The organism is Curtobacterium sp. MCBD17_003 (genome assembly GCF_003234885.2).
GTDB lineage: Bacteria > Actinomycetota > Actinomycetes > Actinomycetales > Microbacteriaceae > Curtobacterium.
Genome location: NZ_CP126275.1, coordinates 1,454,576 through 1,478,816, shown reverse-complemented (window position 1 = coordinate 1,478,816; position 24,241 = coordinate 1,454,576). Strand labels below are relative to the sequence as shown.

General features: G+C 71.9%; 22 protein-coding genes. 11 read left to right on the top strand and 11 right to left on the bottom strand.

Features of this window, described 5'->3' with window-relative positions:
- Positions 1–20: 20 nt before the first annotated feature.
- Complete coding sequence (locus tag DEI88_RS07060) at positions 21–980, bottom strand: helix-turn-helix domain-containing protein (RefSeq protein ID WP_111012532.1); 960 nt, start codon at positions 978–980, stop codon at positions 21–23.
- 86 nt (positions 981–1,066) lie between these two features.
- Positions 1,067–1,900 (bottom strand): undecaprenyl-diphosphate phosphatase, encoded by an 834-nt coding sequence (locus DEI88_RS07055; protein WP_111012533.1) that lies wholly within the window; start codon positions 1,898–1,900, stop codon positions 1,067–1,069.
- Between the two features lie 250 nt (positions 1,901–2,150).
- On the opposite strand from DEI88_RS07055, the gene DEI88_RS07050 reads away from it, so the two are divergent.
- Entirely contained in the window at positions 2,151–4,103 is a 1,953-nt protein-coding gene (locus DEI88_RS07050; RefSeq protein WP_111008756.1) for a potassium transporter Kup, read from the top strand.
- A gap of 140 nt (positions 4,104–4,243) precedes the next feature.
- Here DEI88_RS07050 and hxlA read toward each other — a convergent pair whose 3' ends face one another.
- Together hxlA and hxlB are read right to left on the bottom strand one after the other, a co-directional pair.
- Positions 4,244–4,867 carry a 3-hexulose-6-phosphate synthase gene (gene hxlA, locus DEI88_RS07045; RefSeq protein WP_111008755.1) on the bottom strand — a complete coding sequence of 208 codons (624 nt, stop codon included), beginning with the start codon at positions 4,865–4,867 and terminating at the stop codon, positions 4,244–4,246.
- A gap of 56 nt (positions 4,868–4,923) precedes the next feature.
- Positions 4,924–5,517 (bottom strand): 6-phospho-3-hexuloisomerase, encoded by a 594-nt coding sequence (hxlB, locus tag DEI88_RS07040; protein WP_111072072.1) that lies wholly within the window; start codon positions 5,515–5,517, stop codon positions 4,924–4,926.
- Between the two features lie 102 nt (positions 5,518–5,619).
- Here hxlB and DEI88_RS07035 point away from each other — a divergent pair, with 102 nt between their 5' ends.
- A complete protein-coding gene (locus tag DEI88_RS07035; protein ID WP_111072071.1) occupies positions 5,620–6,480 on the top strand; it encodes a helix-turn-helix transcriptional regulator in 861 nt (286 codons plus the stop codon).
- 87 nt (positions 6,481–6,567) lie between these two features.
- On the opposite strand, the gene DEI88_RS07030 is transcribed toward DEI88_RS07035, so the two are convergent.
- Entirely contained in the window at positions 6,568–7,023 is a 456-nt protein-coding gene (locus DEI88_RS07030) for an SRPBCC family protein (protein ID WP_111012534.1), read from the bottom strand.
- Positions 7,024–7,138: 115 nt separating this feature from the next.
- Positions 7,139–7,570: a winged helix-turn-helix transcriptional regulator gene (locus DEI88_RS07025; RefSeq protein WP_349775211.1), complete on the bottom strand. Its 432-nt coding sequence runs from the start codon at positions 7,568–7,570 to the stop codon at positions 7,139–7,141.
- 199 nt (positions 7,571–7,769) lie between these two features.
- Here DEI88_RS07025 and DEI88_RS07020 point away from each other — a divergent pair, with 199 nt between their 5' ends.
- From DEI88_RS07020 to DEI88_RS06980, 9 genes are all read left to right on the top strand, one after another.
- Complete coding sequence (locus DEI88_RS07020) at positions 7,770–8,426, top strand: FMN-dependent NADH-azoreductase (protein ID WP_111072070.1); 657 nt, start codon at positions 7,770–7,772, stop codon at positions 8,424–8,426.
- Between the two features lie 211 nt (positions 8,427–8,637).
- A complete protein-coding gene (locus DEI88_RS07015; protein WP_111072069.1) occupies positions 8,638–9,633 on the top strand; it encodes a LacI family DNA-binding transcriptional regulator in 996 nt (331 codons plus the stop codon).
- A 135-nt stretch (positions 9,634–9,768) separates the two neighbouring features.
- Positions 9,769–11,874 carry a beta-galactosidase gene (locus tag DEI88_RS07010; RefSeq protein WP_111048569.1) on the top strand — a complete coding sequence of 702 codons (2,106 nt, stop codon included), beginning with the start codon at positions 9,769–9,771 and terminating at the stop codon, positions 11,872–11,874.
- A 25-nt stretch (positions 11,875–11,899) separates the two neighbouring features.
- The gene (locus tag DEI88_RS07005; protein ID WP_258375061.1) at positions 11,900–13,246 is read left to right on the top strand and encodes an ABC transporter substrate-binding protein; all 1,347 of its coding nucleotides are present in this window, start codon (positions 11,900–11,902) and stop codon (positions 13,244–13,246) included.
- Between the two features lie 52 nt (positions 13,247–13,298).
- Positions 13,299–14,282, top strand: a complete 984-nt coding sequence (locus tag DEI88_RS07000) for a carbohydrate ABC transporter permease (protein ID WP_111036363.1) — start codon at positions 13,299–13,301, stop codon at positions 14,280–14,282.
- Positions 14,279–15,214, top strand: a complete 936-nt coding sequence (locus DEI88_RS06995) for a carbohydrate ABC transporter permease (RefSeq protein ID WP_111072068.1) — start codon at positions 14,279–14,281, stop codon at positions 15,212–15,214. Before DEI88_RS07000 ends, DEI88_RS06995 begins: the two co-directional genes overlap by 4 nt.
- Before the next feature lie 2 nt (positions 15,215–15,216).
- Positions 15,217–17,193 (top strand): beta-galactosidase, encoded by a 1,977-nt coding sequence (locus DEI88_RS06990; RefSeq protein WP_111072067.1) that lies wholly within the window; start codon positions 15,217–15,219, stop codon positions 17,191–17,193.
- Positions 17,194–17,321: 128 nt separating this feature from the next.
- Positions 17,322–18,509, top strand: coding sequence for an SGNH/GDSL hydrolase family protein (locus DEI88_RS06985; RefSeq protein WP_111072066.1), 1,188 nt, complete (start codon positions 17,322–17,324; stop codon positions 18,507–18,509).
- A 109-nt stretch (positions 18,510–18,618) separates the two neighbouring features.
- On the top strand, positions 18,619–19,824 hold the full coding sequence (locus tag DEI88_RS06980; RefSeq protein ID WP_181441226.1) for an MFS transporter: 1,206 nt from the start codon (positions 18,619–18,621) through the stop codon (positions 19,822–19,824).
- Positions 19,825–19,870: 46 nt separating this feature from the next.
- Here the strand turns inward: DEI88_RS06980 and DEI88_RS06975 are convergent, their stop codons facing one another.
- The 5 genes from DEI88_RS06975 to DEI88_RS06955 form a co-directional block, all read right to left on the bottom strand.
- Positions 19,871–20,578: an alpha/beta hydrolase gene (locus DEI88_RS06975; RefSeq protein ID WP_111072064.1), complete on the bottom strand. Its 708-nt coding sequence runs from the start codon at positions 20,576–20,578 to the stop codon at positions 19,871–19,873.
- Between the two features lie 59 nt (positions 20,579–20,637).
- Positions 20,638–20,976 (bottom strand): hypothetical protein, encoded by a 339-nt coding sequence (locus DEI88_RS06970; protein WP_146244841.1) that lies wholly within the window; start codon positions 20,974–20,976, stop codon positions 20,638–20,640.
- A 167-nt stretch (positions 20,977–21,143) separates the two neighbouring features.
- Complete coding sequence (locus tag DEI88_RS06965; RefSeq protein ID WP_111072063.1) at positions 21,144–22,454, bottom strand: cytochrome P450; 1,311 nt, start codon at positions 22,452–22,454, stop codon at positions 21,144–21,146.
- 56 nt (positions 22,455–22,510) lie between these two features.
- Positions 22,511–23,035, bottom strand: coding sequence for an AAA family ATPase (locus DEI88_RS06960; protein ID WP_111072062.1), 525 nt, complete (start codon positions 23,033–23,035; stop codon positions 22,511–22,513).
- 40 nt (positions 23,036–23,075) lie between these two features.
- Entirely contained in the window at positions 23,076–24,086 is a 1,011-nt protein-coding gene (locus tag DEI88_RS06955) for a LacI family DNA-binding transcriptional regulator (protein WP_111072061.1), read from the bottom strand.
- Positions 24,087–24,241 lie beyond the last annotated feature (155 nt).

The window sequence follows — 24,241 nt, the reverse complement described above, 5'->3', positions numbered from 1 at the left end:
GCGGAAGGAGGGTGTCCTGCTCACTCGGCCCTGAGGGTGTCCTCGGGACCGACGGTGTACACGGCACGGTACCGCGTCGCGAACCGTCGCGGTGACGCGTGTCCCCAGCGCGCCGCGATCGTGTCGATGAGCCCGTCGTCACCCGGCTCGGCGGCGAGGAGGTCCCGGTGCGCCCCGGCGAGTCGCGCGCGCTCGAGTTCGGCCTCGGGCGCTCGCGAGCGCCAGAACCCGAAGGCACGGCGGAGGCCGGCCTCGCTCGTGCCGACGTGCCGGGCGATGTCCGCCACCGTGATCGGGAGTGCGGCGTGGTCGTCGATGTACCGGCAGGCACGGTCGACGGTGGCGAGCATCCGGCGACGGCACGTCCGCTCGCGGTCGTCCGCGCCCTCGGTCGGCACGGACTCGAGCAGCCCGACGACGAGCAGGCGGTAGACCGAGGCCGCCACCAGCGCGCTGCTCCCCGCCGCCCGGCCCTCGAGGACCGCGGCCTGCAGCGCGACGGTCCGGGCGAGGTGCTCGGCGCCCTCGCGGGTGGGTGGGAGCGACTGGGCGAACCGGACGGGGCGCGGGTCGTCCCCACGGACCGCCGCAGCGAGGTCGTCGAACCGTGTCTGCTCGAGCCGCACGATCGTCAGGTGCATGTCCTCGGACCGACCGTGGTAGCCGACGCCGTGACGCATGACGAACGGTGCGTCCTGATCGCCCCGCTCGTCACCCGCGGTCCACTCGTAGACCCCGCCACCGGGGACCACGAGCGTCACCCCGCTCGTCTCGGTGCTGCGGCCACCGTCGACGCGCGCGCGGAACCCCCACCGCGTGAGGTCGAGCCGCTCGTCCCGGTACTGCTCGGCGTGGAACCGGAAGTCCGGCCGGTCGGACTCCACGCTCGCCGCGGGCATGGAGCGGCGGATCGCGGCGGTGGCCGCTTCCGGGTCGTCCACGTCGAGGGCCGGGCGCCATCCGGACTGCGGCTCCTGCATGGTGCCTCCCCCAGCCGTTGTCGCCAGGGTAGGCCACCGTCGCCGTCGCGTCCGGAACCCGTGGAGGACCGTGGTCCCGGCGGCGATCAGGTCGCGGCGATGACGCCGGTCGCCAGGAGCACCGCGACGACGATCGCGAGCGCCACCCGGTACCAGATGAACACCGCGATGCTGTGCCGCGCGACGAGGCGGAGCAGCCAGGCGATCGCGGCGAGGGCGACGACGAAGCTGACGGCGGTCGCGACGAGGGTCGCGCCCCAGCCGACCGTGGCGCCGATCGCGCTCGCCTCGGTCGCGGCCTCGTATCCGCCGGCAGCGACGAGCGCGGGGATCGACAGGAAGAACGACAGGCGGGTGGCGGTGACGCGGTCGAGACCCCGGAACAGACCGGCGCTGATCGTGGCCCCGGACCGCGACACGCCCGGCACGAGCGCGAGCACCTGCACGAGACCGATCACGACCGCGTCGGTCACGGTGGTGCGCTGCTCGCCGCGGTCCTGACGACCGACGCGCTCCGCGACCCACATGACGATGCTCCACAGCACGAGCGCGGCGACGACGACCCAGAGGTTCCGGAGACCGCCCGAGATGAGGTCCTTCGCGAGGAACCCGATGAGGCCGATGGGGATCGTCGCGATGATGACGTACCAGGCCAGCCGGTAGTCGTGGTCGCGGTCCTCGCGGTGCGCCAAGCCGCGGAACCACGCGCGGACCAGGCGCAGGATGTCCCGCCAGAAGTAGACGATCACCGCGATGATGGCGCCGACCTGGATCACCGCGGTGAAGGCGGTCACGCCCTGGCTGGCGACCCGGAGGCCGAGCAGCTTCTCGACGATCGTCAGGTGGCCGGTACTGGAGACGGGCAGGAACTCGGTCACGCCCTCGACGATGCCGAGCAAGAGGGCCTGGAGCAGATTCACGCCGGACACTCCATCACGGATCTCCCCAGAAACCGCCCACCGTGCTCGGCTCGGCGTCGGAGCCGACGATGCCTCCCGGCCCCGGGAGCCTCCGCCGTTCCCGGGACGACCGCTCGACGGTCCGCCGTCAGCGGACACGGGCTGGGCGATCGTCGTACGCGGCGGACGCGCACCCCGACCGGTGAGAGGATGAGCGGCGGTCCGTCGCCACGACGGATCCCCCACGACCCAGGAACAGGAGCGACGGTCGGTGACAGACACCCGCACGTCCGCACCCGAGAGCACCGAGAGCACCGAGACGACATCGGGCGGACACGGCGGACGCGGTCTCGCCGCGTTGGCCCTGACGGCACTCGGCGTCGTCTTCGGCGACATCGGCACGAGCCCGCTCTACGCACTCCGCACGGTGTTCACGATCGACAACGGCGCGGTCCGCCCCACCCCGGACGACGTCTACGGCGTCATCTCGGTCATGTTCTGGAGCGTGACGGTCGTCGTCTCGATCAAGTACGTGACGATCCTCATGCGTGCCGACAACAACGGCGAAGGCGGCGTCATGGCCCTCGCCGCGCTCGCTCGTCGGCTGTTCGCCAAGCGCTCCGGCCGGGTGGGGGTCTTCATCCTCATCGGGATCATCGGCGTCGCCCTGTTCTACGGCGATTCCATCATCACCCCGGCGGTGAGCGTGCTGTCCGCGGTCGAGGGACTCGAGGTCGCCGCCCCGGGCGTCGCACACCTCGTCGTCCCGATCGCCGGGGTGATCCTCGCCGGGCTGTTCGCCGTGCAGCGCTTCGGCACCGGCCGTGTCGGCACGTTGTTCGGGCCGATCATGCTCCTCTGGTTCCTCGTCCTCGCGGTCGCGGGCGTCGGCATGATCGTGCGTGACCCCTCGGTGCTCATCGGCCTGTCCCCCACGTACGCGTTCGCCTTCGTGTTCGCCCACCCGACCATCACCTTCGTCGCGATGGGTGCGGTGGTCCTCGTCATCACCGGTGCCGAGGCGCTCTACGCGGACATGGGGCACTTCGGGGCGCCGCCGATCCGCCGCGCGTGGTTCTTCGTCGTGTTCCCGGCGCTGACGCTGAACTACCTCGGCCAGGCCTCGCTCATCCTGCGCGACCCGACCGCACGCCAGAACCCGTTCTTCCTGCTGTTCCCGGACTGGGCGCGGATCCCGGTGGTCGTGCTCGCGACCGCAGCGACCGTCATCGCGAGCCAGGCGGTCATCTCCGGTGCGTTCTCGCTCTCGCGTCAGGCGATGCAGCTCGGTCTGCTCCCGCCGCTGACCGTCCGGCAGACCTCCGAGCGCGAGGGCGGCCAGATCTACCTGCCCGCGGTGAACGCGCTGCTGTTCGTCGGCGTCATCGCCGTGATGCTCGCGTTCCGGTCGTCGGAGCGCCTGGCCACGGCGTACGGGGTGTCGGTGACCGGCGCGCTCGTCGTCGACTCGGTGCTCCTGCTCATCGTCGCCCGGCCGCTGTTCAACTGGCATCGCTGGCAGATCGTCCTGGCCGCGGTCGTCTTCGGCGGTCTCGAGCTGACGTTCCTCGCCGCGAACCTGTCGAAGGTCCTCCACGGTGGTTGGGTGCCGCTCCTCATCGCCGCCGCCGTCATCACCGTCATGACGACCTGGCGTCGCGGGCGGCAGCTCGTGACCGACGAGCGGAACCAGAAGGAGGGCTCACTCGCCGACTTCATCGACCGCGTCCGGTCCGAGGACCCCCCGCGGGTCGACGGGATCGCCGTGTTCCCGCACCCGAACAAGGACACGACGCCGTTGGCGCTCCGCGCGAACTTCGAGCACAACCACGTGCTCCACCACCACGTGCTCATCGTCTCGGTGCAGACTGCGAACGTCCCGCACGTGCCCGCGTCGAAGGCCTACACGTTCGACGACCTCGGCTACTCCGACGACGGCATCGAGCACCTGACGATCAAGTTCGGGTTCTCCGACGAGCCGAACCTCCCGGTCGCACTCCGTCGAGCGTGCGTCGCCGACGTGCTCTCGCTCGACCCGGACGCCGTGGAGCGCGCCTCGTACTTCGTCTCGCGCGGCGCACTCCGGACCGGCCACGGCCGGGGCATGATGCGCTGGCGCAAGAAGCTGTTCGTGGCGCTCGCGCAGAACGCCGCCAACCCGAGCGCACGCTTCGGCCTCCCCTCGAACAGCACCGTGACGATGGGCAGCGACGTCGACGTCTGATCGAGGCTGACCGTCCAGCGGTTCACGGCCCCCGCGCGGCGCGCTGGCCGGGCCTGCCGACCGGGGAACCGACATGAGGACCCGCCGCCCGATGGGGCGGCGGGTCCTCGTGTCCGTTCCGAGCGCGGTCCGCGCGGCGCTCAGTGGATGGCGGCGCGCAGGGCGGCAGCAGCCGCGGCAGGGTCATCGGCCGAGTAGATCGCCCCGCCGGCGACCGCGACGGTGGCGCCCGCGTCCTGCACGGCACCGATCGTGTCCGTGGAGACGCCGCCCGCGACCGAGAACGGCACGCCTCCGGCCTTGCCGTCGTCGAGCAGGGTGTCGAACGTGAAGCCCGGCTCGGCCTGCTCGTCGAGACCGGCGTGCATCTCGACGAACGTCACGCCGAGCGCGACGACCTCCTTGGCTCGTGCGGCCTTGTCGGGCACGCCGATGAGGTCGGCGACGACCCCCTTGCCGTGCTTCGTCGCGGCGGCGACGGCGCCGGTGATGGTGCTGTCACCCGCGACACCGAGGACGGTGACGAGGTCGGCGCCGGCCTGGAAGGCGATGTCCGCCTCGAGTTCGCCGGCGTCCATCGTCTTGAGGTCGGCGAACACCGTCTTGTCGGGATGCGCCTCCTTCACCGCGGTGATGGCCGCGAGCCCGGCGCTCTTGATGAGCGGCGTCCCGAGTTCGATGATGTCGACGTGCGGGGCGACCTTGCCGGCGAGCGCGAGCGCGTCCTCGGTGGTCAGCACGTCCATGGCGACCTGGAGCTGCATGGTGGTTCCTCTTCTCTGGTGGTCCGCGGGGTGGGTGCGGGTGGTCGGCGGGAGGGTCATTCGAGGTTGGCGTGCCGGGGCCAGAGATCCGCGGCCGGGACTCCGGAGCGCTGCCACGCCGCGTGGAAGAGGGCGTCCCCGACGAGCACGACGACCTGCTCGAAGAGGCCGCCCGCGTACTGGATCGAGGCGCCGTTGCCGTGCGCCTGCTTCTCGGGGGCCGGCACCAGGACGACGGCGTCAGCGAGGTCGGCGAGCGGGGACGCCCCGGCCGTGGTGATCACCGCGACCCGGGCCCCGACCTCGCGAGCGGTGCTGGCGGCGCGGACGATGCCCGTGGTGGTGCCCGAGCCACTGGCGGTGAGCAGGACGTCACCGGACCGGATCGCGGGCGTCGTGACCTCGCCCACGACGTGGACCGTCCGACCGAGGTGCATGAGTCGCATCGCCGTCATGCGGAGGGCGAGCCCCGACCGGCCCGCGCCGTGGACGAACACGCGGTCGGCGTCCTCGAGGAGCGCCGCGACGGCGTCGATCCCGGTGCCGGTAGCGGCGTCCGCGTCGGCGGTCGTGACGACGGCGTCCGCGGCGGCGCGGAGTTCGTCGGAGATGGCGCGGAGGGCGCGGGCCGGCGTGGTGGTGTCCGTCATCACCACGATGCTCCTCGCCCGGGGCCGGATGGGTCACTCCCCCGGCGCACGGGTCCGCCTACCCGAACGAGTGGGTGCGGCAGGTCCGGGTAGGGTCGGCCCATGCCCGTCACCGACCAGGACGCCGACCCCGACGCCGAGACCGGTGCCGACACGCTCGTGGTCGCCACTCGCGCCGCCGCGACCCGCGCCGGCCGCGACCGCTCCGAGCTCGTGGACCAGCACGGCGTGACGCTCGAGTCCTTGCTGGCGGTGCTCCGCTCGGAGCGGCTCGACGACCGCGCGGCCAGGACCGTCGCGACCGAGATCGCCGCGAACGCGCTGGTGGCGATCCGCACGGCGACGGACGATCAGCGGAACCGCGTGCTGGAGCCGGTCGTCGGGGCCTTCGCGCGCCTCCAGACCGACCTGCGGCCGCTGGTGCGGTTCGGTGACCTGTCCGTGCAGTTCGTCGAACCGCCCGCGACCGGTCGGGCGCTCCCGGGTGAGGTCGCGCACGCGGCGCGGGCCATCGTCCGCAGTGCCGTGCTCGCGCTCGTCGACGCGGGCGAGTCCCACCGCGTGCGGATCCAGTGGGACTGCGACGGGCGGAACCTGCTCGTCGACATCCGCGACGACGGTGCCGGGACGCTGACGGAGCACGACGACGTACTCCGCCCCATCGCAGAGCGGGTGACGGCACTGGACGGTCGCTTCGCGGTGTCCTCGACGGCGGGCTGGGGCTCGGAGCTGTCCGTGGTGCTCCCCCTCGACCCACCCGCGGAGACGGAGCCGCTCGACGCGGTCGTGGCCCTGAGCCGGCGCGAGCGCGAGGTCCTGCGACTCGTGGCATCCGGCGCTCGCAACCGGTCGATCGCGCGCGAGCTCGGCATCAGTGAGAACACGGTGAAGTTCCACGTGTCGAACCTGCTCCGCAAGGCCGGCGCGGCGAACCGGGCGGAGCTGGCCGCACTCGGGCGGTGACCCGGGCGACGATCTCCCTGGCGAGCGGCACCCGGACGCGCGCGACGCCCGACCGCTGCTGCGGCCGGGCGTCGGGCGGGAGGATCGTCAGGCCTGCACGTCGCCGCGCCAGGCGCCGTCCGGGGCGCCCTTCGACTCGATGTACTCCTTGAAGTTCTTCAGGTCCTTCTTGACCGCGTGGCTGCCGGCGCCGACCGCGCCGCCGACCTTCTCGAGGAGACCGGTGGGCTCCCAGTCGAGCTGCACGGTGACGCGTGTGGTCGTGTCCGAGAGCTTGTGGAACGTCACGACGCCCGCGTGGTCCATCTCGCCGCCGGTGCTGTTCCAGGCGACGCGCTCGTCGGGGTGCTGCTCCGTGATGTTCGCCTCGAAGGTGCGCTCGACCGGACCGACCTTGATCTTCCACTCGGTGAGGGTCGGGGTCGCCTGCGTGATCGACTCGACCTCGTCGAGGAACTTCGGGAACTCCTCGAACTGGGTCCACTGGTTGTAAGCGACGGAGACGGGGACGTCGACGTCGATGGTCTCGATGATCTGGCTCATGCCTGCTCCTTGCGTTCCACGGTTGCTGTGCAGGCCAGACGGTAGGCCGACCACGACACGGGGGTACGGGCCAGCACGAACATCCCAGTGACCTCGGAGATTGCCGCCGCGGGTGTCAGTCGGTGGCGCCGGTGCGCTCGTCGAACGTCCGGCGCTGCGCGACGATGACGTCCTGGTGTTCGCGGACCCATTCCCCGAGCGTCAGCACGACCGTCTGCAGCGACCGGCCGAGCGCGGTGAGGTCGTACACGACGCGTGGCGGCACCTCGGCGAACACCTCGCGCTGGACGAGACCGTCGCGCTCGAGCGCCCGGAGCGTGACCGTGAGCATGCGCCGTGAGATGCTCGGGATGACGTCGGCCAGTTCCGTGAACCGGTGCGGACGTTCGCCGAGCACGCCGATGACGAGGAGCGTCCACTTGTCGCCGATCCGGGCGAGGAGGGACCGGAACACCTCCGGGTCGTGCTCGGTGCAGAGCCGGCTCATCATGGGCAGCGACCGCATGATCCGGTCCTGCTCGAATGCGGCGTCCCGGGTGTCGGTCACGGTGGTCCTCCTGCTGGTGGTCGGGCGGGCTCGGCGCCTGCATCCGAGCGGCCTGCACGGGCACGTGGGGGCCGAAGCGACGGGGTCGGTCACTCCGCGGTAACAGAGGGTCGTTTGCAGTGACCGACCTCAGCAGGGTACACCCGTTACGTGCAGTAACCGAGGGCGACGTGCCCCGCTGCCGACCAGGAGGAGTCCCATGTCCCTGTTCCGTCTCGACGCCAGCATCCGAGTCGAAGGATCCACCAGTCGTGCCCTCGCCGACATCGTCGAGCAGGAGTGGACGGCCGGTGACCCGGCAGCCGAGGTCGTCCGCCGTCACCTGGGCGTCGACCCGATCCCTGCCGACAGCTGGGCGAGTGCCGTCGCCGCGTCCATGACACCGGAGGACGCACGCACCCCCGAGCAGCGCACCGCGGTCGAACTCGCCGCGACCCTGACCGACGAGCTCGCCGACGCGGACGCCCTGCTGTTCGCCGTCCCGCTGTACAACTTCGGCCTCTCGCAGCACTTCAAGACCTACGTGGACCTCGTCATCACGGACCCGCGGATGGCGCCCGGCCAGACCCCGGTCACCGCCGGCAAGCCCGCTGTGCTCGTGACCGTGCAGGGCGGGAACTACGCCGCCGGCACGCCGCGCGAGGGCTGGGACCACGCGACGGCGTGGATGCGCCGCATCCTGGAGGACGTCTGGCAGCTCGACCTCGAGGTCGTCACGCGCGAGTTCACGCTCGTCGGCGTCAACCCCGCGCTCGACCAGTTCACCGAGCTCGCCGACCAGCTCCGCGCGGCCGCCGAGGAGCGCGCCCGGGAGCACGGCCGCACCCTGGCGACGCGGCGGGCCGCGGCGGCCTGACGCCCCAGCACCCGCCGTCACCGGCGACGACGTGACGGACGGGAGGTCCGCCTCCCGTCCGTCACGCTCGCCACGTGATCAACTGAGGGGTCCCGCGAGCTCGACGGCAACGGTCGTCGACGGTCTCGACCGGGTGACCCGCCCGCTCGGACGCGCGCCGGGGATCGGACGCGGGCCATTACCCTGTCCCCATGCGGCAGACGGCACCCCGATGAAGGCCCCGACGATCTACGACGTCGCACGGCTCGCGGGCGTGTCGCACCAGACCGTGAGCCGCTACCTGTCGGGCTTCGAAGGCATCCGGCCGGAGACGCGCACGAAGGTCAAGACGGCGCTCGACGAGCTGCAGTACCGGCCGAACTCCGCCGCTCGGTTGCTCCGCGCCCGCCGCTCGAACCGGATCGCGGTGCTCGCCCACCACATCGACTACACGGGGCCGGCCCGCATGCTCGCCGGGGCGACGCAGACGGCGCAGGAGCGCGGGTACGTGCTCGACGTGGTGATCACGGCGGACCTCGACCGCGACGCGATCGACGAGGCCCTGGCCGTGGCGACCGGGCACCAGGTGGTGGGGATCCTGGCGACGGCACAGACCGAGCTGATGCTCGAACGCATCCAGAGCCACGCCGCGAGCGTCCCGGTGGTCATCGACTCGCGCATCGAGTCGTTCCCGGGTGGCCCGACCGTCAGCGAGGAAGCCGGCCGCCTCGCCGCCGAGCACCTGCTCGAGCTCGGACACCGGCGCGTCGGCTACCTCAGCGGCCCGGTCGACTGGATCGCCGCGGTCGAGCGGTCCGAGGGCTTCGCCCGGTGCTTCCGGCAGGGCGGCGGCGAACTCGTCTGGCAGCACGCGGGCGACTGGTCCGCCGGCTCCGGGCACGCGGCGTGGCGACGGTTGACCGCCGAGGAACGGTCCGTCACGGCGATCGCGACGGGCAACGACAGCATGGCGATCGGGCTCCTCTCGGCGGCCGCCGCCGACGGGGTCGTGGTGCCCGCCGACCTCAGCGTCATGGGCGGCGACGACCTCGACGAGGCACGGTACCTCGTCCCCGCACTGACCACCGTCACGGTCGACTTCGCCGGTGAGGGCCGGTACCTCATCGAGAAGCTCCTGGCGGGGCTGCCCGGGGCCGCGCCGGACGCGCCCGTGACCCCGCCGAACCCCGTGCGGGCCGCGGTCCGCACGTCGACGCGCCGGATCTGACGGAGCGGAGCACCGCCTCCCGGCCACGCGCGGCGACGCGAGCGGAACGGGTGCTTGCGCGATCCGCCCGGATGCGGTTACTGTCATCGCCACCGACGGATGTTATCGACAACATCCGCAGAGCGAAGGTCAACGATGACGACTTCCCCCCGGTTCAGTGGCGTGCTCTTCGGCGCCGCCTACTACGCCGAGTACCAGCCCGCTGGCACCCTCGACGCCGATCTCGACCGCATGCGCGACGCCGGTTTCACGGTCATCCGCGTCGGCGAGTCCGTGTGGTCGACCTGGGAGCCCCGCGAGGGCGTGTTCGACCTGGACTGGCTGCAGCCGGTCCTCGACGGGGCCCACGAGCGCGGCATCGGCGTCGTCCTCGGCACGCCGACGTACGCCGTGCCACCGTGGCTCCAGCGCCTGCACCCGGAGATCGCCGCCGAGCCGTCGACGGGCCACCGCAACGGCTGGGGCGCCCGGCAGGAGATGGACCAGTCCCACCCCGCCTACCGGTTCTACGCCGAGCGCATCGCCCGCAAGGTCGTCGCCCGGTACGCCGACCACCCCGCGGTCATCGGCTACCAGGTCGACAACGAGCCGGGCATGCAGCTCCCCCACAACGAGCACACCTTCCAGCGGTTCGTCGGCTGGCTCGAGGACCGCTACGGCACCGTCGAGGACCTCAACCGCGAGTGGGGTCTCGTCTACTGGTCACACCGACTCAGCGACTGGGCCGACCTCTGGCGGCCCGACGGCAACGCGATGCCGCAGTACCAGCTCGAGTGGCGACGGTTCCAGTCGACACTCGCCACGGACCTCATCGCCTGGCAGGCCGACCTGGTGCGCGAGTACGCCCGCGACGACCAGTTCGTCACGACCTGCATCTCGTACTCCCGCCCGCAGGTGTCCGACGACGAGCTCGTCGCGTCCCTCGACGTGGTCGCCGGCAACCCGTACTACAAGATGCAGGACGGCCTCGACTGGCACGCGGAGGTCCAGCGCGAGGCCGAGTGGTGGCACACCGGCGTGTGGGCGCTGTTCGAGTGGGGCGACCGCGCCTGGTCCTCGGCGGACACGCAGTACCTGGTCACCGAGACGAACGCGCAGTCCATCGGCGGGTCGTGGCAGAACCACCCGCCGTACCCCGGGCAGATCAAGCAGGCCGCGTTCGCCCTGCTCGCCCGCGGCGGCCGGATGATCGAGTACTGGCACTGGCACACCCTGCACTTCGGCGTCGAGACGTACTGGGGCGGCGTCATCCCCCACAGCCAGGTCGGCGGCCGCATCTACCGCGAGGTCTCCGAGCTCGGTGCCGCGCTCGGGGCGATCGGGTCCGCGCTCGACGAGCACGTGCCCGACGCCGACGTCCTGCTGCTCTACAGCACGGACACGAAGTGGGCGTTCTCGTTCTACGGGCCGCTCGCGAAGGCGGACGGCAGCCCCGACGAGCACGCGTACTCCCGCATCTTCGACGCCCACTACCGCGGACTGTTCGAGGCCGGCGCGCAGGTGCGGGTCCAGCACGTCCGCCGGTTCCTCGACACCCCCGTCGAGGAACTCGTCGCGCGGTTCCCGGTGCTCGTCGCACCCGCGGTGTACGTCGCCGAGACGGCGGTGCTCGAGCACATGCGGGACTACGCCGAGGCCGGCGGGCACCTGGTCGTCGGCATCCGCACCGGCTACGGTGACGAGCTCGCGCGGGCCCGGCTCGCGGTCGCCCCCGACGTGCTCGCGGGGCCGGCGGGCGTGCACTACGACGAGTACAGCAACCTCGGCGCGCCGCTCGCGGTCACCGCCGCGTCCGACGCAATGACGCTCGAGCCGGGTGCCGCCGCCACCGAGTGGGTCGACTTCCTGCAGGTCGACGACGCCGAGGTGGTCGTGTCGTACGCCCCGACCGAGTTCGGTCTGGAGGCCGCGCTCACCACCCGCACGACCGGTCGCGGCCGGGTGTCCTACCTGGGCACGGTCCCGGACCCCGCGCTCGGGCGGAGCATCGCCCGCTGGCTCGTGCCCACCACGGCGAAGCAGGCGTGGTCCGCCCCGGACCCCGTCACCGTGTCGACCGGCACCGCCGGCGACCGGCGCCTCGCCTTCGTGTCGAACTGGTCCGCCGAGCCGACGCAGGTCGTCGCGCCGGCGGCCGCCGTCGACCTCGTCTCCGGCGCCGAGTACGCCGCCGGCGACCCCGTACCCCTCGACCGACGCGCAGCAGTCGTGCTCGAGGTCCGGGGCTCCTCGATCGAGTAGTCCCTCCCTCCACCGAAAGAAGACCATGAGACGTCCACGCAGCGCCGCGCTGGCACTCGGAGCGATCGCCGTCACGATCACGCTCGCACTCACCGGTTGCAGCCCGTCGAGCACCAGCGGCGGGTCCACCAAGGCGGTGAGCCAGTCCGACATCGACAAGGCGATGAACACGCCGACCACCCTCACCTTCTGGACCTGGGTCCCCGACATCCAGAACGAGGTCAACCTGTTCGAGAAGAAGTACCCGAAGATCAAGGTCAACGTCGTCAACACGACCGGCGGCTCGCAGCACTACCCGAAGGTCCGCGCGGCCCTGAAGGCGGGCAAGGGCATCCCCGACGTCGCGCAGATGGAGTACGACTACATCCCGTCGTTCACCCAGACGAAGAGCCTGCTCGACCTGACGCCGTACGGCGGGGCCAAGCTCGAGGACGAGTACACGGACTGGGTCTGGAACCAGGTCGACCAGAACGGCGGCGTGTGGGGCATCCCGCAGGACTCCGGCCCCCTCGGCACCCTCTACCGCAAGGACATCTTCGACAAGGCGGGCGTCGCCGCGCCGAAGACGTGGTCGGCCTTCGCGTCCGCCGCGCAGCAGGTCAAGTCGAAGACCGGGTCGTACATCACGGACCTGCCCGGCAACGACATGTTCCAGATGATCAGCTTCTTCTGGCAGAAGGGCGCGAAGCCGTTCTCGTACGACGGCAAGAAGACGGTCGGGATCGACCTGGACTCCAAGGCCGACCAGCAGGTCGTGTCCTACTGGCAGGACCTCATCGACAAGAACCTGGTGGCCACGGACCCGGACTTCACGGACGACTACTACCAGGGGCTGTCGCGGGACAAGTACGCGTCCTGGCTCGTCGCGGCGTGGGGCCCGGTGTTCCTGCAGGGCACCGCGAAGAACACGAGCGGCAAGTGGGCCGCTGCGGACATCCCGCAGTGGCAGGCGGGTCAGAACGTGTCCGGGAACTGGGGTGGGTCGTCGGACGCCGTGATGGCCGCGACGAAGCACCCGATCCAGGCCTACGAGCTGGCCAAGTTCATCAACAACGACCAGCAGTCGACGCTCCAGCTCGCGAACCAGCAGTACCTGTTCCCGACGAAGAAGTCGACGCTCACCGACGACTCGTTCACCAGCCAGAAGTCGGCGTCCTACGGCGGCCAGCAGGTCAACCAGTTCTTCGCCGGCGTCTCCGACACCGTGGACAAGAAGTTCGAGTGGCTGCCGTTCATGGACTACGTGAACTCGAGCTACGCGAACACGCTCGGCAAGGCCATCAGCAACCACGGTGACCTCACGGCGGCCCTCGCGACCTGGCAGTCCCAGGTGACGAGCTACGCCAAGCAGCAGGGCTTCACCGTCAAGTGACCGGACGGGGGCGGGGCCACCAGGCTCCGCCCCCACTTCTCATCGGAGCAACATGACCGCCATCCCCAGCCGCAGCGACGCGGCGACCACCGGCGCCGCCCGTCCGGCCCGGGTCCGGACGGGAGCGCGCACCGCGGCTCCCCGCCGCGGCCCCACCAACATCCGTTCCGCGCAGACCCGCGCGGCCTGGATCCTCGTGATCCCGTTCCTCGTCGTGTTCGCGGCGTTCTTCATCGTCCCGCTCGTGTACTCGGCGTACCTCAGCCTGTTCACGTCGCAGCTGGTCGGCGGCGAGGTCTTCAGTGGCCTGACGAACTACGTCCGCGCCCTGCAGGACCCGAGCTTCTGGGGCGGCCTCGGCCGCGTGGCCCTGTTCCTGTTCGTGCAGGTCCCGATCATGCTCGCGGCCTCGATCTTCTTCGCGCTCGCACTCGACAGCGGCCGGATTCGTGGCGGCAAGATCGTCCGCCTGCTCATCTTCGTGCCGTACGCCGTGCCGAGCGTCGTCGCGACCCTGATGTGGGGCTACCTGTACGGCAACGACTTCGGGCTCATCACGCAGTTGTTCCACGCCCTGCACCTCACGGCACCGAGCCTGCTCAGCGCGCACAACGTGCTCGGCTCGACGATGAACATCGTGTGCTGGGAGTTCATCGGCTACAACATGATCGTCCTGTACGCGGCCCTGCGCTCCGTGCCGAACGAGATCTACGAGGCGGCCGAGATCGACGGCGCCGGCCAGTGGCGGGTGGCGTGGAGCATCAAGCTGCCCGCCATCCGGCAGGCCCTGCTGCTCACCGTGATCTTCTCGATCATCGGCTCGTTCCAGCTGTTCAACGAACCGAACCTGCTGTTCAACATCGCCCCGAACGCGATCGGCACGGACTTCACGCCGAACCTGTACGCCTACAACATCGCGTTCCGCAACCAGGAGATCAACTACGCGGCGGCGATCGCGTTCCTGCTCGGGATCATCATCATGATCGTCTCGTTCGTCGTGCAGACGAGCATCAACCGGAAGGAGCGGCTCGGATGACCGCCACCCCACTCGCCACCGAGGCCCAGGTGGTCTCGGACGGCACGCGCGTGCGGCGGTCCGCCGGCCGACGGGCCGTCGAGCGCGACAAGCGTCGGAGCACCGTCCTGACCGTGATCGTGTGGATCACGCTCGTCTACTTCCTCGTGCCGCTGCTGTGGCTCCTGGTGTCGACCACCAAGGACAACAGCGACCTGTTCACCACCTTCGGGCTGGGACTCGGGCACTCGTTCCAGTTCTTCCACAACATCGTGCAGCTGTTCCAGTTCCAGGACGGCGTCTTCACGCGGTGGTTGATCAACACGGTCGTCTACGCGGTGGTCAGCTCGGTCGGTGCCGCCGCCCTGGCCACGATGGCCGGCTACGCCCTGGCGAAGTACCGGTTCCGCGGCTCGACGGCGGTGTTCTCGATCATCCTCGGCTCGATCATGGTCCCGCTCACCGCCCTGGCGATCCCGACCTACCTGCTCTTCGCCGCCGCGAACCTCACCGACACCCCGTGGGCGGTCATCCTGCCCTCGCTCGTCAGCCCGTTCGGCGTCTACCTGATGCGGGTGTACGCCGCGGACGCGGTCGACGAGAGCCTGCTCGAGGCCGCGCGGATCGACGGCGCCGGCGAGTTCCGCATCCTGTTCACGATCGCGACCCGGCTCATGGGCCCGGGCATCGTGACGGTGCTGCTGTTCCAGCTCGTCGCGACGTGGAACAACTACTTCCTGCCACTCATCATGCTCAGCACGCCGAAGCTGTTCCCGGTGACGGTGGGTCTCGCGCAGTGGCAGGCGACCGCCTCCGGCGGTGGCGGCGCGCAGGTGCTGTTCTCGACGGTGATCACCGGGGCGTTCGTCTCGATCATCCCGCTCGTGATCGCGTTCCTGTTCCTGAAGCGGTACTGGCAGTCCGGCCTCTCGACCGGCGGTGTGAAGGGATGACGATGGACAGGGTCTGGTACGGCGGGGACTACAACCCGGAACAGTGGCCGAGCGAGGTCTGGGACGACGACGTGCGGCTCATGCAGCGTGCGGGCGTCACCGTCGCGACCGTCGGCGTGTTCTCGTGGGCGAAGCTCGAACCGTCCGACGGGCGGTTCACGTTCGACTGGCTCGACGACGTGCTCGACCGACTGCACGCCGGGGGCATCCGCGTCGACCTGGCCACCGCGACGGCCTCCCCGCCCCCGTGGCTGACGCTGGCGTACCCCGAGGTCCTGCCGGTCACCGAGGACGGTGTCCGACTGTCGGTGGGGAGCCGCCAGCAGTACTCCCCCAGCTCCGCCGTCTACCGCCGGTACGCCGACCGACTCGTGCGCGCGCTGGCCGAGCGGTACCGGGACCACCCGGCACTCGAGGCGTGGCACGTCAACAACGAGCTCGCCTGCCACGTGCCGGCCGACTACTCGGACGCGTCGGCTGCCGCCTTCCGCACCTGGTTGACAGCACGCTACGGCTCCGTCCCGGCGCTCAACGAGGCGTGGGGCACCGCGTTCTGGTCGCAGGCCTACGGCGCGTGGGACGAGGTGATGCCGCCGCGCGCGGCTCCGACCTTCCGCAATCCCACGCAGCTGCTCGACTGGGACCGGTTCTCGTCCGACGCCTGGCTCGGCGTGTACCGGGCCGAGGCGGCGATCCTCCGCGAGGTCACGCCCGGCGTCCCGATCACGACGAACTTCATGGGCTTCTACAAGCCCTCGGACTACTGGGCCTGGGCTCGCGAGGTCGACTTCGTCTCGGACGACCACTACGTCGACCCCGCGGACCCCGCCGCGCCTGCGACCGCGGCGATGACCCGGGACCTCATGCGCTCGCTCGGCGGCGGCGCCCCGTGGATCCTCATGGAACAGGCGACGAGCGCGGTGAACTGGCGGACGCGCAACGCGGCGATCCCGCCCGGCTGGCACCGCACCCTGTCGCTCCAGGCCGTCGCCCGTGGCGCGGACGGCGTCATGCAGTTCCAGTGGCGGCAGTCGCGCGCGGGCGCCGAGAAGTTCCACTCGGCGATGGTCCCCCACGGCGGCGAGGACACGCGGGTGTTCCGCGAGACCGTCGAGCTCGGAGCCGACCTCGCCGACCTGGCCGACGTGGTCGGCACGCGCCTCGACGCCGACGTCGCGATCGTGCTCGACTGGGACAGCTGGTGGGCGCTCGAGCAGGAGGCCACGCCGGCGTCGCTCCGGTACCTGCCGATCATCGCGCGCTGGTACCGCTCGCTCTGGGATCGCGGCGTGCTCGTCGACTTCGTGCGACCCGACGGCGACCTCGACGCCTACCGGGTCGTCATCGCCCCGGCGCTGCACGTGCTGCCCGACGCGGCACAGCGGACCCTGTCAGCGTTCGTCGACGGCGGTGGGACGCTCGTCGTGGGCTACCAGTCCGGCATCCTCGACCAGGACCTCCACGTCCACCTCGGCGGGTACCTCGGTGCGCTCCGCGACGTCCTCGGCCTGTGGATCGAGGAGTTCGTGCCACCCGCCGAGCCGTGGGCGACCGGCGGCCTGGTGCCGGCCCTCCAGATCGCCGGTCTCGGGGCGGGCACCGCCCGCGAGTGGGGTGAGGTCGTCCGGCCGACGGGTGCTGAGATCGAGGCGACGTTCGTCGGCGGGGCGCTCGACGGCCTCCCGGCGATCACGCGGAACGCGCACGGCGACGGCACGGCCTGGTACGTCGCGACCGCTCCGGACGACCTGCGGGCCGTGCTCGACGCGGTGCTCGCGGACACGGGCGTCGCGCCGGTCGTGGCCGACCTGCCCGCGGGCGTCGAGGCCGTCGCGCGGGGCGCCCACCTGTTCCTGCTCAACCACGGCGACCGGTCGGTCGACGTCCACGGCACGCACCTCGAGCCGCACGGTGCGGCGGTGGTCGGCCGGGAGGCGGTGCCCGGCCGACCGGAGCCGGTCGCCTCCGCCTCGGCCTGACGCGCGCGTGGTGGTGCCGGCCGTCCGGTCGGCGCCACCACCTCCGCCCGTTGGACGACCGCTCACCGCCTGCCGGTCCCGCGACACGCTCCTTGACCGATCACCCCGGGTCCGCATTCAATGACCCCATGACCGGTCCTGTGCTCGAGCGACGGCCCGGCGCGCCCGTCGCCGCCCTGGTGCTCGCGATCCTGCTGACGCTCACGGGATGCACCGCCGCGACCACCCGGGCATCCGGAGGCGAGCCCACGACTCCGTCCGCCGTCGCGCGCGACCCGTTGGCGACGTGGAACGCCGCCGTCGAGGACCGGGCGCACGCGCCGGCCCGGTGGGTGGCGGTCGGGGACTCCCTGAGCGAGGGGCAGGGCGCCTCCACCCGCTCCGACCGGTGGCTCGACCTGACCCTCGCCGCCCTGCGCGAGGCGCACCCGACGGAGGGCGCCGCCGGAGGAGCGGGATACCTGCCCGCCGAGTTCGCCGTGTACGGCCCGGACTCGACGTGGGGCGACTGGGCCAGCGCCACCACGGGGTCGACCAGCTTCGACGACAGCGTTCCCGACCTCGGGTACCGCGCGGTGCGGATGCTCCCCGGATCGTCGCGCACGTACACGTTCACCGGGACCGGCGTCGACATCTGGTGGACCCGCTACCCCGGATCCGGGTCCTTCACCTACCGGGTGGACTCCTCGTCCCCCGTGCAGGTCGACACCGACGGCGCCGCGAGCACCGGCACGATGACGAAGGTGGACGGGCTGACCGCCGGGAAGCACACCGTGACCGTCTCGGCGCTCGGGACGGTCGACCTCGAGGGCTTCACCGTCTACGACGGCGATCGCGACCGGGGCGTCACCCTGCTCGACGCGACGCACTCCGGCGCGACCGTCGGCCTGTTCACGAAGGACGAGGCCGGGTTCCTCGGGGCGATGCGGCGTGCTGCTCCCGACCTCGTCACGATCACCCTGGGCGGCAACGACGCCAAGAGCCTGACCGCGGACCAGTTGCTGCCGGACTACGAACGCTTCGTTCGGGCGCTGCGGCGGTTGCCGTCCAAGCCGTCCGTCCTGGTGATCGGCGAGTTCGCGCCCGGTCCCTCCATGCAGGCGCAGCTGCGGGAGCCGTGGTCCGCCTACCGGGACGTCGCGAAGCGGGTCGCGGCGGCGACGGGCTCGGCGTACGTCAGCATCGCGGACGCGTTCCCCGGCGACCTCGCGTCGCGCCCCGGCATCTCGCCGACCGACGACCTGCACCCGGACGACCGGGGTCAGCGGACGATCAGCCGTGCCGTGCTCCGCGCGCTCCGTGACGGAGCACAGTGACGGTTGCCGTGCTCGCCGACGCCGGAGCCTGAGCGGCGGGTCGTCGGCGTGCCCTACGCTCAGGAGCGTCCGCACGACGCCGTGCGTGCCGAGCACAGCGAGGGGAACCGTGAACGCGTCGACGACGACCGGGCTGCGGGGCTGGTCCGCGCTCCTCGCGCCGACGGATCGCCGGCACCTCGCGGCCGCCGGACTCGTCGCGCGGATCCCGCTCGCCGTCGTCGGCTTCAGCGTCCTGTTCTTCGTCCGCTCGGTGACCGGGTCGTTCGCCGACGCCGGGTTCGCCTCGGGGGTGGCGATCGCCGCCAGCGCACTCACCGGGCCGGTGTTCGGCCGCGTCGCCGACCGTCGTGGGCAGCGCGGAGCACTCCTGGTCGCCGCCGTGGGGCACCCGGTCGCGGTCGTGCTCCTCGTCGCCGCCGGCACCACGCGCCAGTCCCTGGTGGTCCTCACCGTGGCGGTGCTCCTCGTCGGCGCGACGATCGTGCCGGCCGGGGCGTTCACCCGCGCGCGATGGACGGCGATGGTCGGCGCCGGCAGCGGGATCCACCTGGCGTTCTCGCTCGAGGCGATCGCGGACGAGCTCGTCTGGGTCTTCGGGCCGGCCCTCGCGGCCCTCGTCTCGGCGGCGGTGGACCCGGCCGCAGGGCTGGTGGCGTCGGGCGTGTTCGGCGCCGCGGGGTGCCTGTGGCTCCGGCGCGGGGTCGGGCGCGGACCGACCGGGGGCGTCAGCGTGACACGGCGCGCGTTCGTCCCGTGGCGCTCCCGGCGCGTGATGGCGTTGTTGGTCTCGAGCGTGGCACTGGGTCTGACCTTCGGGGTCAACGACGTCACGGTCGTCGCGTGGGCGACGGAAGCGGGCCTCCCGCAGATCGCCGGTCTCGTGCTCACCGCGTACTCGATCGGCAGCGTGACCGGTGGTGTCCTCATGAGCGCCGTGCCGTCGCGGGTCCCGCCCTTCCGCCTGCTGCTCGCGGCTTCCGCGGCCGTCGCGGTGTTCTGGAGCGCGCTCGCACTGTCCCCCGGGCTCGGCTGGCTGTTCCCCCTCGGACTGTTCGCGGGCGCGACGATCACACCGTTCACGATCTCCACCAACCGGGTGCTCCACCAGGAGGTCCACGGCGCGGTGTTCACCGAGGCGGTGGCCTGGGTGAGCGCGTGCGTCGCCGGCGCGATGGCACTGGGGTCGTTCGTGGGCGGCGTCGTCGGTCAGGCCGGCGGGGACGGATTCCGCGTCGTCGCGATCTCGGCGCCGGCCGTGTTGGTGGTCATCGCCGTCGCCACCGTGCTGCCGCCACGGCGTCAGCCGGGGTAGGCGCTCGCCGTGGCCGCAGTCCTCCCTGCGCGCCACCGGCCGCGGATCAGCCGCGGTGCAGCACGGCCTCCAGCTGCTCGACGACGAGGTCGGGCCGGGTCAGGAACGGGTGGTGACCGGTCGGGAGATCCACGGCGCGGGTGGCGCGAGCGGCGTGGGACCGCTGCAACGCGACGGTCGTGCTCCGGTCCTCCTGGCAGACGAGGTACGTCGAGTCGACGCCCTGCCACCCGGCGGTGCTCGTCGGTGTGACGAAGGCCGCGGCCGCCTGGGCCGTCCGCCGCTCCCACGCCTCGCGTTGCACCGTCTCGTCGGCGTCCTGGAGGAACCGGGCGCCGAACGACGCCGCGTCGTAGCCGGACAGGTGGACGGTCCCGTCACCGCCGTCGGCGATCGTGACGGGGTCCGGTTCGCCGCTCATGACGCCGCCCTGCGTCTGGCCGACGTCGGGCAGGTACGACGACACGAGCACCAGGTGGGCGACGGCGGGGTGGGTCCCGGCCTCGGCGATGACGGTCCCACCGTAGGAGTGGCCGACGACGATCGCCGCGTCGAGGCCGTCGAGCACGCCGCGGAGCGCGGCGGCGTCGGCGACGAGTCCCCCGGCCACGTCGTCAGGCGCGGTCTCACCGCACGAGGGCAGGGCGACCGCCGTGCTGCGGACGCCGGTGCGCTCGCGGAGCAGCTCCGCCGTGGGGCCCCACCACCACGAGCCGTCGCGCACGAGCGCGCCGTGGACGAAGACGAGTTCCATCGGGGGTCCCTCCTTGCCGTGCGCGACCTGCGCACGTCGACCGTACGGCGGATCCGGCGTCAGCGGCGGTACGCCGTCCGGCGTCGTCCGAGGAGCACCGACACCGCGGCGCCGAGCGCGACCATGAACCGCGACTCGGTGGGCTTCGCCGGCTCCACGGCGCGTACGGGTGCACGCGCCGCGATGTCGTGGAGGTTGTTGCGCTTGCTGCCGTCCCAGTTGGCGAACAGGTACGCCCCACCGAGGACCGAGAGGGTCCGGACCGGTGCGCGCCGCCAATCGGTCGCTTCGACGTAGTAGCCGGAGTGTCCCGCCTGGATGTTGCGGATGACCGCGTCGGCGTCCACGACGCCGGTCGACGTCACGACGGCGGTGATGCCCGTGCGGTCACGGGTCACGAATTCGATGCGATGGTGGGTCACGATGCGCTCAGGGGTTCGATGCCACGCCTGACCGCGGGGACGCGCCACGGCGACCAGGCTCTTCTACCGGAATCGCCATTGCTTCCACCGTCAGGATACGGGGAACCGACTGGGAACGGTGCGCGGGACGGTCACCGCCCGGATCAGTGGAAGGGACAGCGCGCGCCGGTCCCGCTCCGCCGCACCCGGACGCCCGACCGGGGCTTCGTCGGCATGCGACGGCGGTCGACGCCGAGTCCGGTGGCGAGGACCGTCACGCGGGGATCGCTCAGCGCCGCGACGGCCGCCGCGAGCCCGGCGATGGCGAGCTTCTCCCCGGGGCAGCGATGGCCACCGGGCACCGATGCGCCACCGTGCGGGACGAACGCGGGGAGCGCTTCGTAGTCGTCGACGCCGACGAACCGCTCCGGGTCGAACACGTCGGGCCGCTCCCACGAGCGGTCGTCGGTGTCCGTGCCGAGGATGTCGAGCACCAGTCGACCGCCCGCCGGCACCCGCGCGCCGTCGATCTCGACGTCCTGCACGGCGCGCGCCGGGAGCATCGGCACGAACGGCGCCGTCCGACGGATCTCCTGCGCGAACGCGGTCGCGAGCGGACCGCCGACCAGCGAGCCGCGCGCCGCGGTCTCGTCGGCGATCCGCGTCCGCCAGTCCGGGCGGTCGTGCAGCGCCGCCGCGGCGAATGCGGCGAACCGCGCGACCGCGATCATCGGACGGAAGCTGTTCTGCAGCTCCACGCCGGCGGTGCGCGACGGGAGCAGCGCGCCCTGGCGGTCGCGGTGCCACGCCCACTCGTACAGGGCCGTGCCGGCAGCCGGGTCGAGTCGGCCGCTCCGGACTGCCTCGACGAGGCGCCGCGCGTGTCGGTCCGACCACAGCCGGTTCCGGACCGCGAGCAGGTACTCGGGCGAGTACGGCACGCCGAAGCCGTCGACGATCTGCGCGAGCCGTGCGGCCCACCGGGTCCTCGCCTCGTCCGTGCCCGGGAGGCCCGCCCACCGCATGCTCGCCCGTCCGTACGCGCCGACCGCGGCCCGGTACGCCGACCGCTCACCACCGGCGATCCACGCCGCGAGTTCTGCCCGCCACTCCCGCTCGAACAGGGGCGAGAGCCGCTCGACCTGAGCGTCCTCGTATGCGACGTCGACGAAGGTCGCCTTGCGGTGCCGGTGGTCGTCGCCGTCGAGACCGTGCACGGATCCCGGGCCGAACAGGGTCAGCCGGACGACGGCGGGCATCGCTCCGTGGCGACGGACCAGGCGTTCGTCGTAGAACGCCGCGACGCCCTCCGCCCCGCGGACGAGCAGTGCCCGGTTCCCGAGCAGGCGCATGGGGACGGATCGTGCCCCGGCGTCCGCGCGCCGCCAGATGTGCGCGCCGAAGCCGTAGCCGCGGGTCAGGAGGCCGATCGTGTCGTCACGGAGGACGTTGCGCGACGCCGTGGTGGATGCCATCGGTCCATCGTGCCGGGCCGGGTCTGCTCGGCTCCCAGGGGCGACGCCGGAGCTGTTCAGCGTCGATCGAGCAGCGCGAGGACCGTGACCGCGATGTCGTCTGGTCGCCGCACGGAGGTGTCGATCAGCACGTCCGCGGGGATCGACGGCAGGAGTCCCCGGAAGCGCCGGTGGGCCTCGTGGTGGAACGCGGCCACGCGGGACCGTCCTCGGGTGGCATCGGCGGCGGCACGACCCAACGTGACCTCCACCGGCGCGTCGAGGACCACCCAGGTCGGCGTGACCCCTGGTGGCAACGGTCGGGTGAGGGCGTCCCGTTCCTCGGCCGAGAACACGGGGCCGACGGCGATCACGACGTCGACCACCGAGCGCATCCAGGAGGCGACGAGGGCACCGTGGGCCTCGTGCGCCGCGGCCCAGAGTCCGGAGTCGGCGGCTCCCCCGGCGACCATCGCGGCCACGTCGTCGACGTCGACGACCACGACGGTCCGCCCCCGGGCCCGGAGCAGGCGAGCGAGGGCGTCGGCGGTCGTGTCCTTCCCGACCGCGAGTGGACCGGTGACGACCAGGAGGTCCGGCATGCTCCCACGCTACGGCGTTCCGACACGCTGCGGCCGAGCACTACCGACGGGGCGTCGTCACCGATCCCCGGTGCTGCAGGGTCGGCGGGATGCGCGACGCCTCCGGTGTCCCCCCGTCGAGGATCTCGAGCAACATCGCGAAGGACGTCCGGGCCATCTCGCCCGACGGCAGGTCCACGTTCGACACGGGCGGCACGCAGTGCTCGGCATCGGCGTCGGGCGCGAGAGCGGTCACGGAGACGTCCCGCGGCACGTGGCGCCCGAGCTCGCGGAGCCGGTCGAGCACGGTCGGGAGCGCCGTCTCGTTGTGGACGACGAGCCCGGTGATGTCCGGGTCGAGCGCGAAGAGCCGTTCGAGCGACTCCGCGACGTCCGCCCGGGAGCCCCCGGTCGACACCCACGTGGCGGTGCCGCCCGCGTCGCGCACGGTCCGCAGCACGGCGTCCCGCGCGGTGACCGCGAACCCGAGGCCGCGGTCGAAGGTCTCGACGGCGTGTCCGACGTAGCCGATGTGGCGGTGGCCCTGGTCCATGAGGTTCGTCGCCTCGAGCTCCCCAGCCGCGGCGAAGTCGAAGTCGATCGACGGCAGGGTGACCGGCGGCCCCGGGGTGCCGAGCACGACGGTCGGGAACCCGAGCTGCTCGAGCAGGGCGACGCGGGCGTCCTCGGTCTCGACCTCCATGAGGATCACGCCGTCGACGAGCGAGCCCGCGGTCACCTCGCGGATCGCCTGGACCCCGTCCTCGGTGCTGAGCAGCAGCACGTGCTTGCCCTCCTGCCGGGCGGCGCTGAGGATGCTCAGGACGAACTCCATCTGCACACGCACCTGCGACTCCGGGCGGAGCGGGAGCGCGAGCGCGACCACGTTGGTCCGCCGCCGTCGGATCGACCGCGCGCCGGCGTGTGGGATGAACCCGAGTGCGTCGATGCTCGCCTCGACCCGCCGCCGGGTCTCCGCGGAGATCGGTCGGTTCCCGCTGAGCACGTACGACACGGTGCTCGTCGACACGCCCGCGTGCCGGGCGACGTCGGCGATGCGCTGCACTGGCACGGTGGGCCCTCTCTCTCCGCCCGGACCCGGACCGCGACGCGGTCGAACCCATTCGACGATAGCGCGGACGAGCCCCACGCGATGCCCTGGAATGCGCGCGTGTCATCGTCGAATTGTTTCGACGATTCTCTTGTGCTCGCTCCGGACGTGCAATA

Coding starts and splice junctions, on each gene's coding strand:
- DEI88_RS07035 (WP_111072071.1), top strand. CDS start 5,620: ATGCCCGTCACCGACCAGGACGCCGACCCCGACGCCGAGACCGGTGCC.
- DEI88_RS06995 (WP_111072068.1), top strand. CDS start 14,279: ATGACCGCCACCCCACTCGCCACCGAGGCCCAGGTGGTCTCGGACGGC.
- DEI88_RS06990 (WP_111072067.1), top strand. CDS start 15,217: ATGGACAGGGTCTGGTACGGCGGGGACTACAACCCGGAACAGTGGCCG.
- DEI88_RS07030 (WP_111012534.1), bottom strand. CDS start 7,023: ATGAGCCAGATCATCGAGACCATCGACGTCGACGTCCCCGTCTCCGTC.
- DEI88_RS07015 (WP_111072069.1), top strand. CDS start 8,638: ATGAAGGCCCCGACGATCTACGACGTCGCACGGCTCGCGGGCGTGTCG.
- hxlA (WP_111008755.1), bottom strand. CDS start 4,867: ATGCAGCTCCAGGTCGCCATGGACGTGCTGACCACCGAGGACGCGCTC.
- DEI88_RS07005 (WP_258375061.1), top strand. CDS start 11,900: ATGAGACGTCCACGCAGCGCCGCGCTGGCACTCGGAGCGATCGCCGTC.
- DEI88_RS07020 (WP_111072070.1), top strand. CDS start 7,770: ATGTCCCTGTTCCGTCTCGACGCCAGCATCCGAGTCGAAGGATCCACC.
- DEI88_RS07060 (WP_111012532.1), bottom strand. CDS start 980: ATGCAGGAGCCGCAGTCCGGATGGCGCCCGGCCCTCGACGTGGACGAC.
- DEI88_RS06985 (WP_111072066.1), top strand. CDS start 17,322: ATGACCGGTCCTGTGCTCGAGCGACGGCCCGGCGCGCCCGTCGCCGCC.
- DEI88_RS07010 (WP_111048569.1), top strand. CDS start 9,769: ATGACGACTTCCCCCCGGTTCAGTGGCGTGCTCTTCGGCGCCGCCTAC.
- DEI88_RS06975 (WP_111072064.1), bottom strand. CDS start 20,578: ATGGAACTCGTCTTCGTCCACGGCGCGCTCGTGCGCGACGGCTCGTGG.
- hxlB (WP_111072072.1), bottom strand. CDS start 5,517: ATGACGGACACCACCACGCCGGCCCGCGCCCTCCGCGCCATCTCCGAC.
- DEI88_RS07000 (WP_111036363.1), top strand. CDS start 13,299: ATGACCGCCATCCCCAGCCGCAGCGACGCGGCGACCACCGGCGCCGCC.
- DEI88_RS06960 (WP_111072062.1), bottom strand. CDS start 23,035: ATGCCGGACCTCCTGGTCGTCACCGGTCCACTCGCGGTCGGGAAGGAC.
- DEI88_RS06965 (WP_111072063.1), bottom strand. CDS start 22,454: ATGGCATCCACCACGGCGTCGCGCAACGTCCTCCGTGACGACACGATC.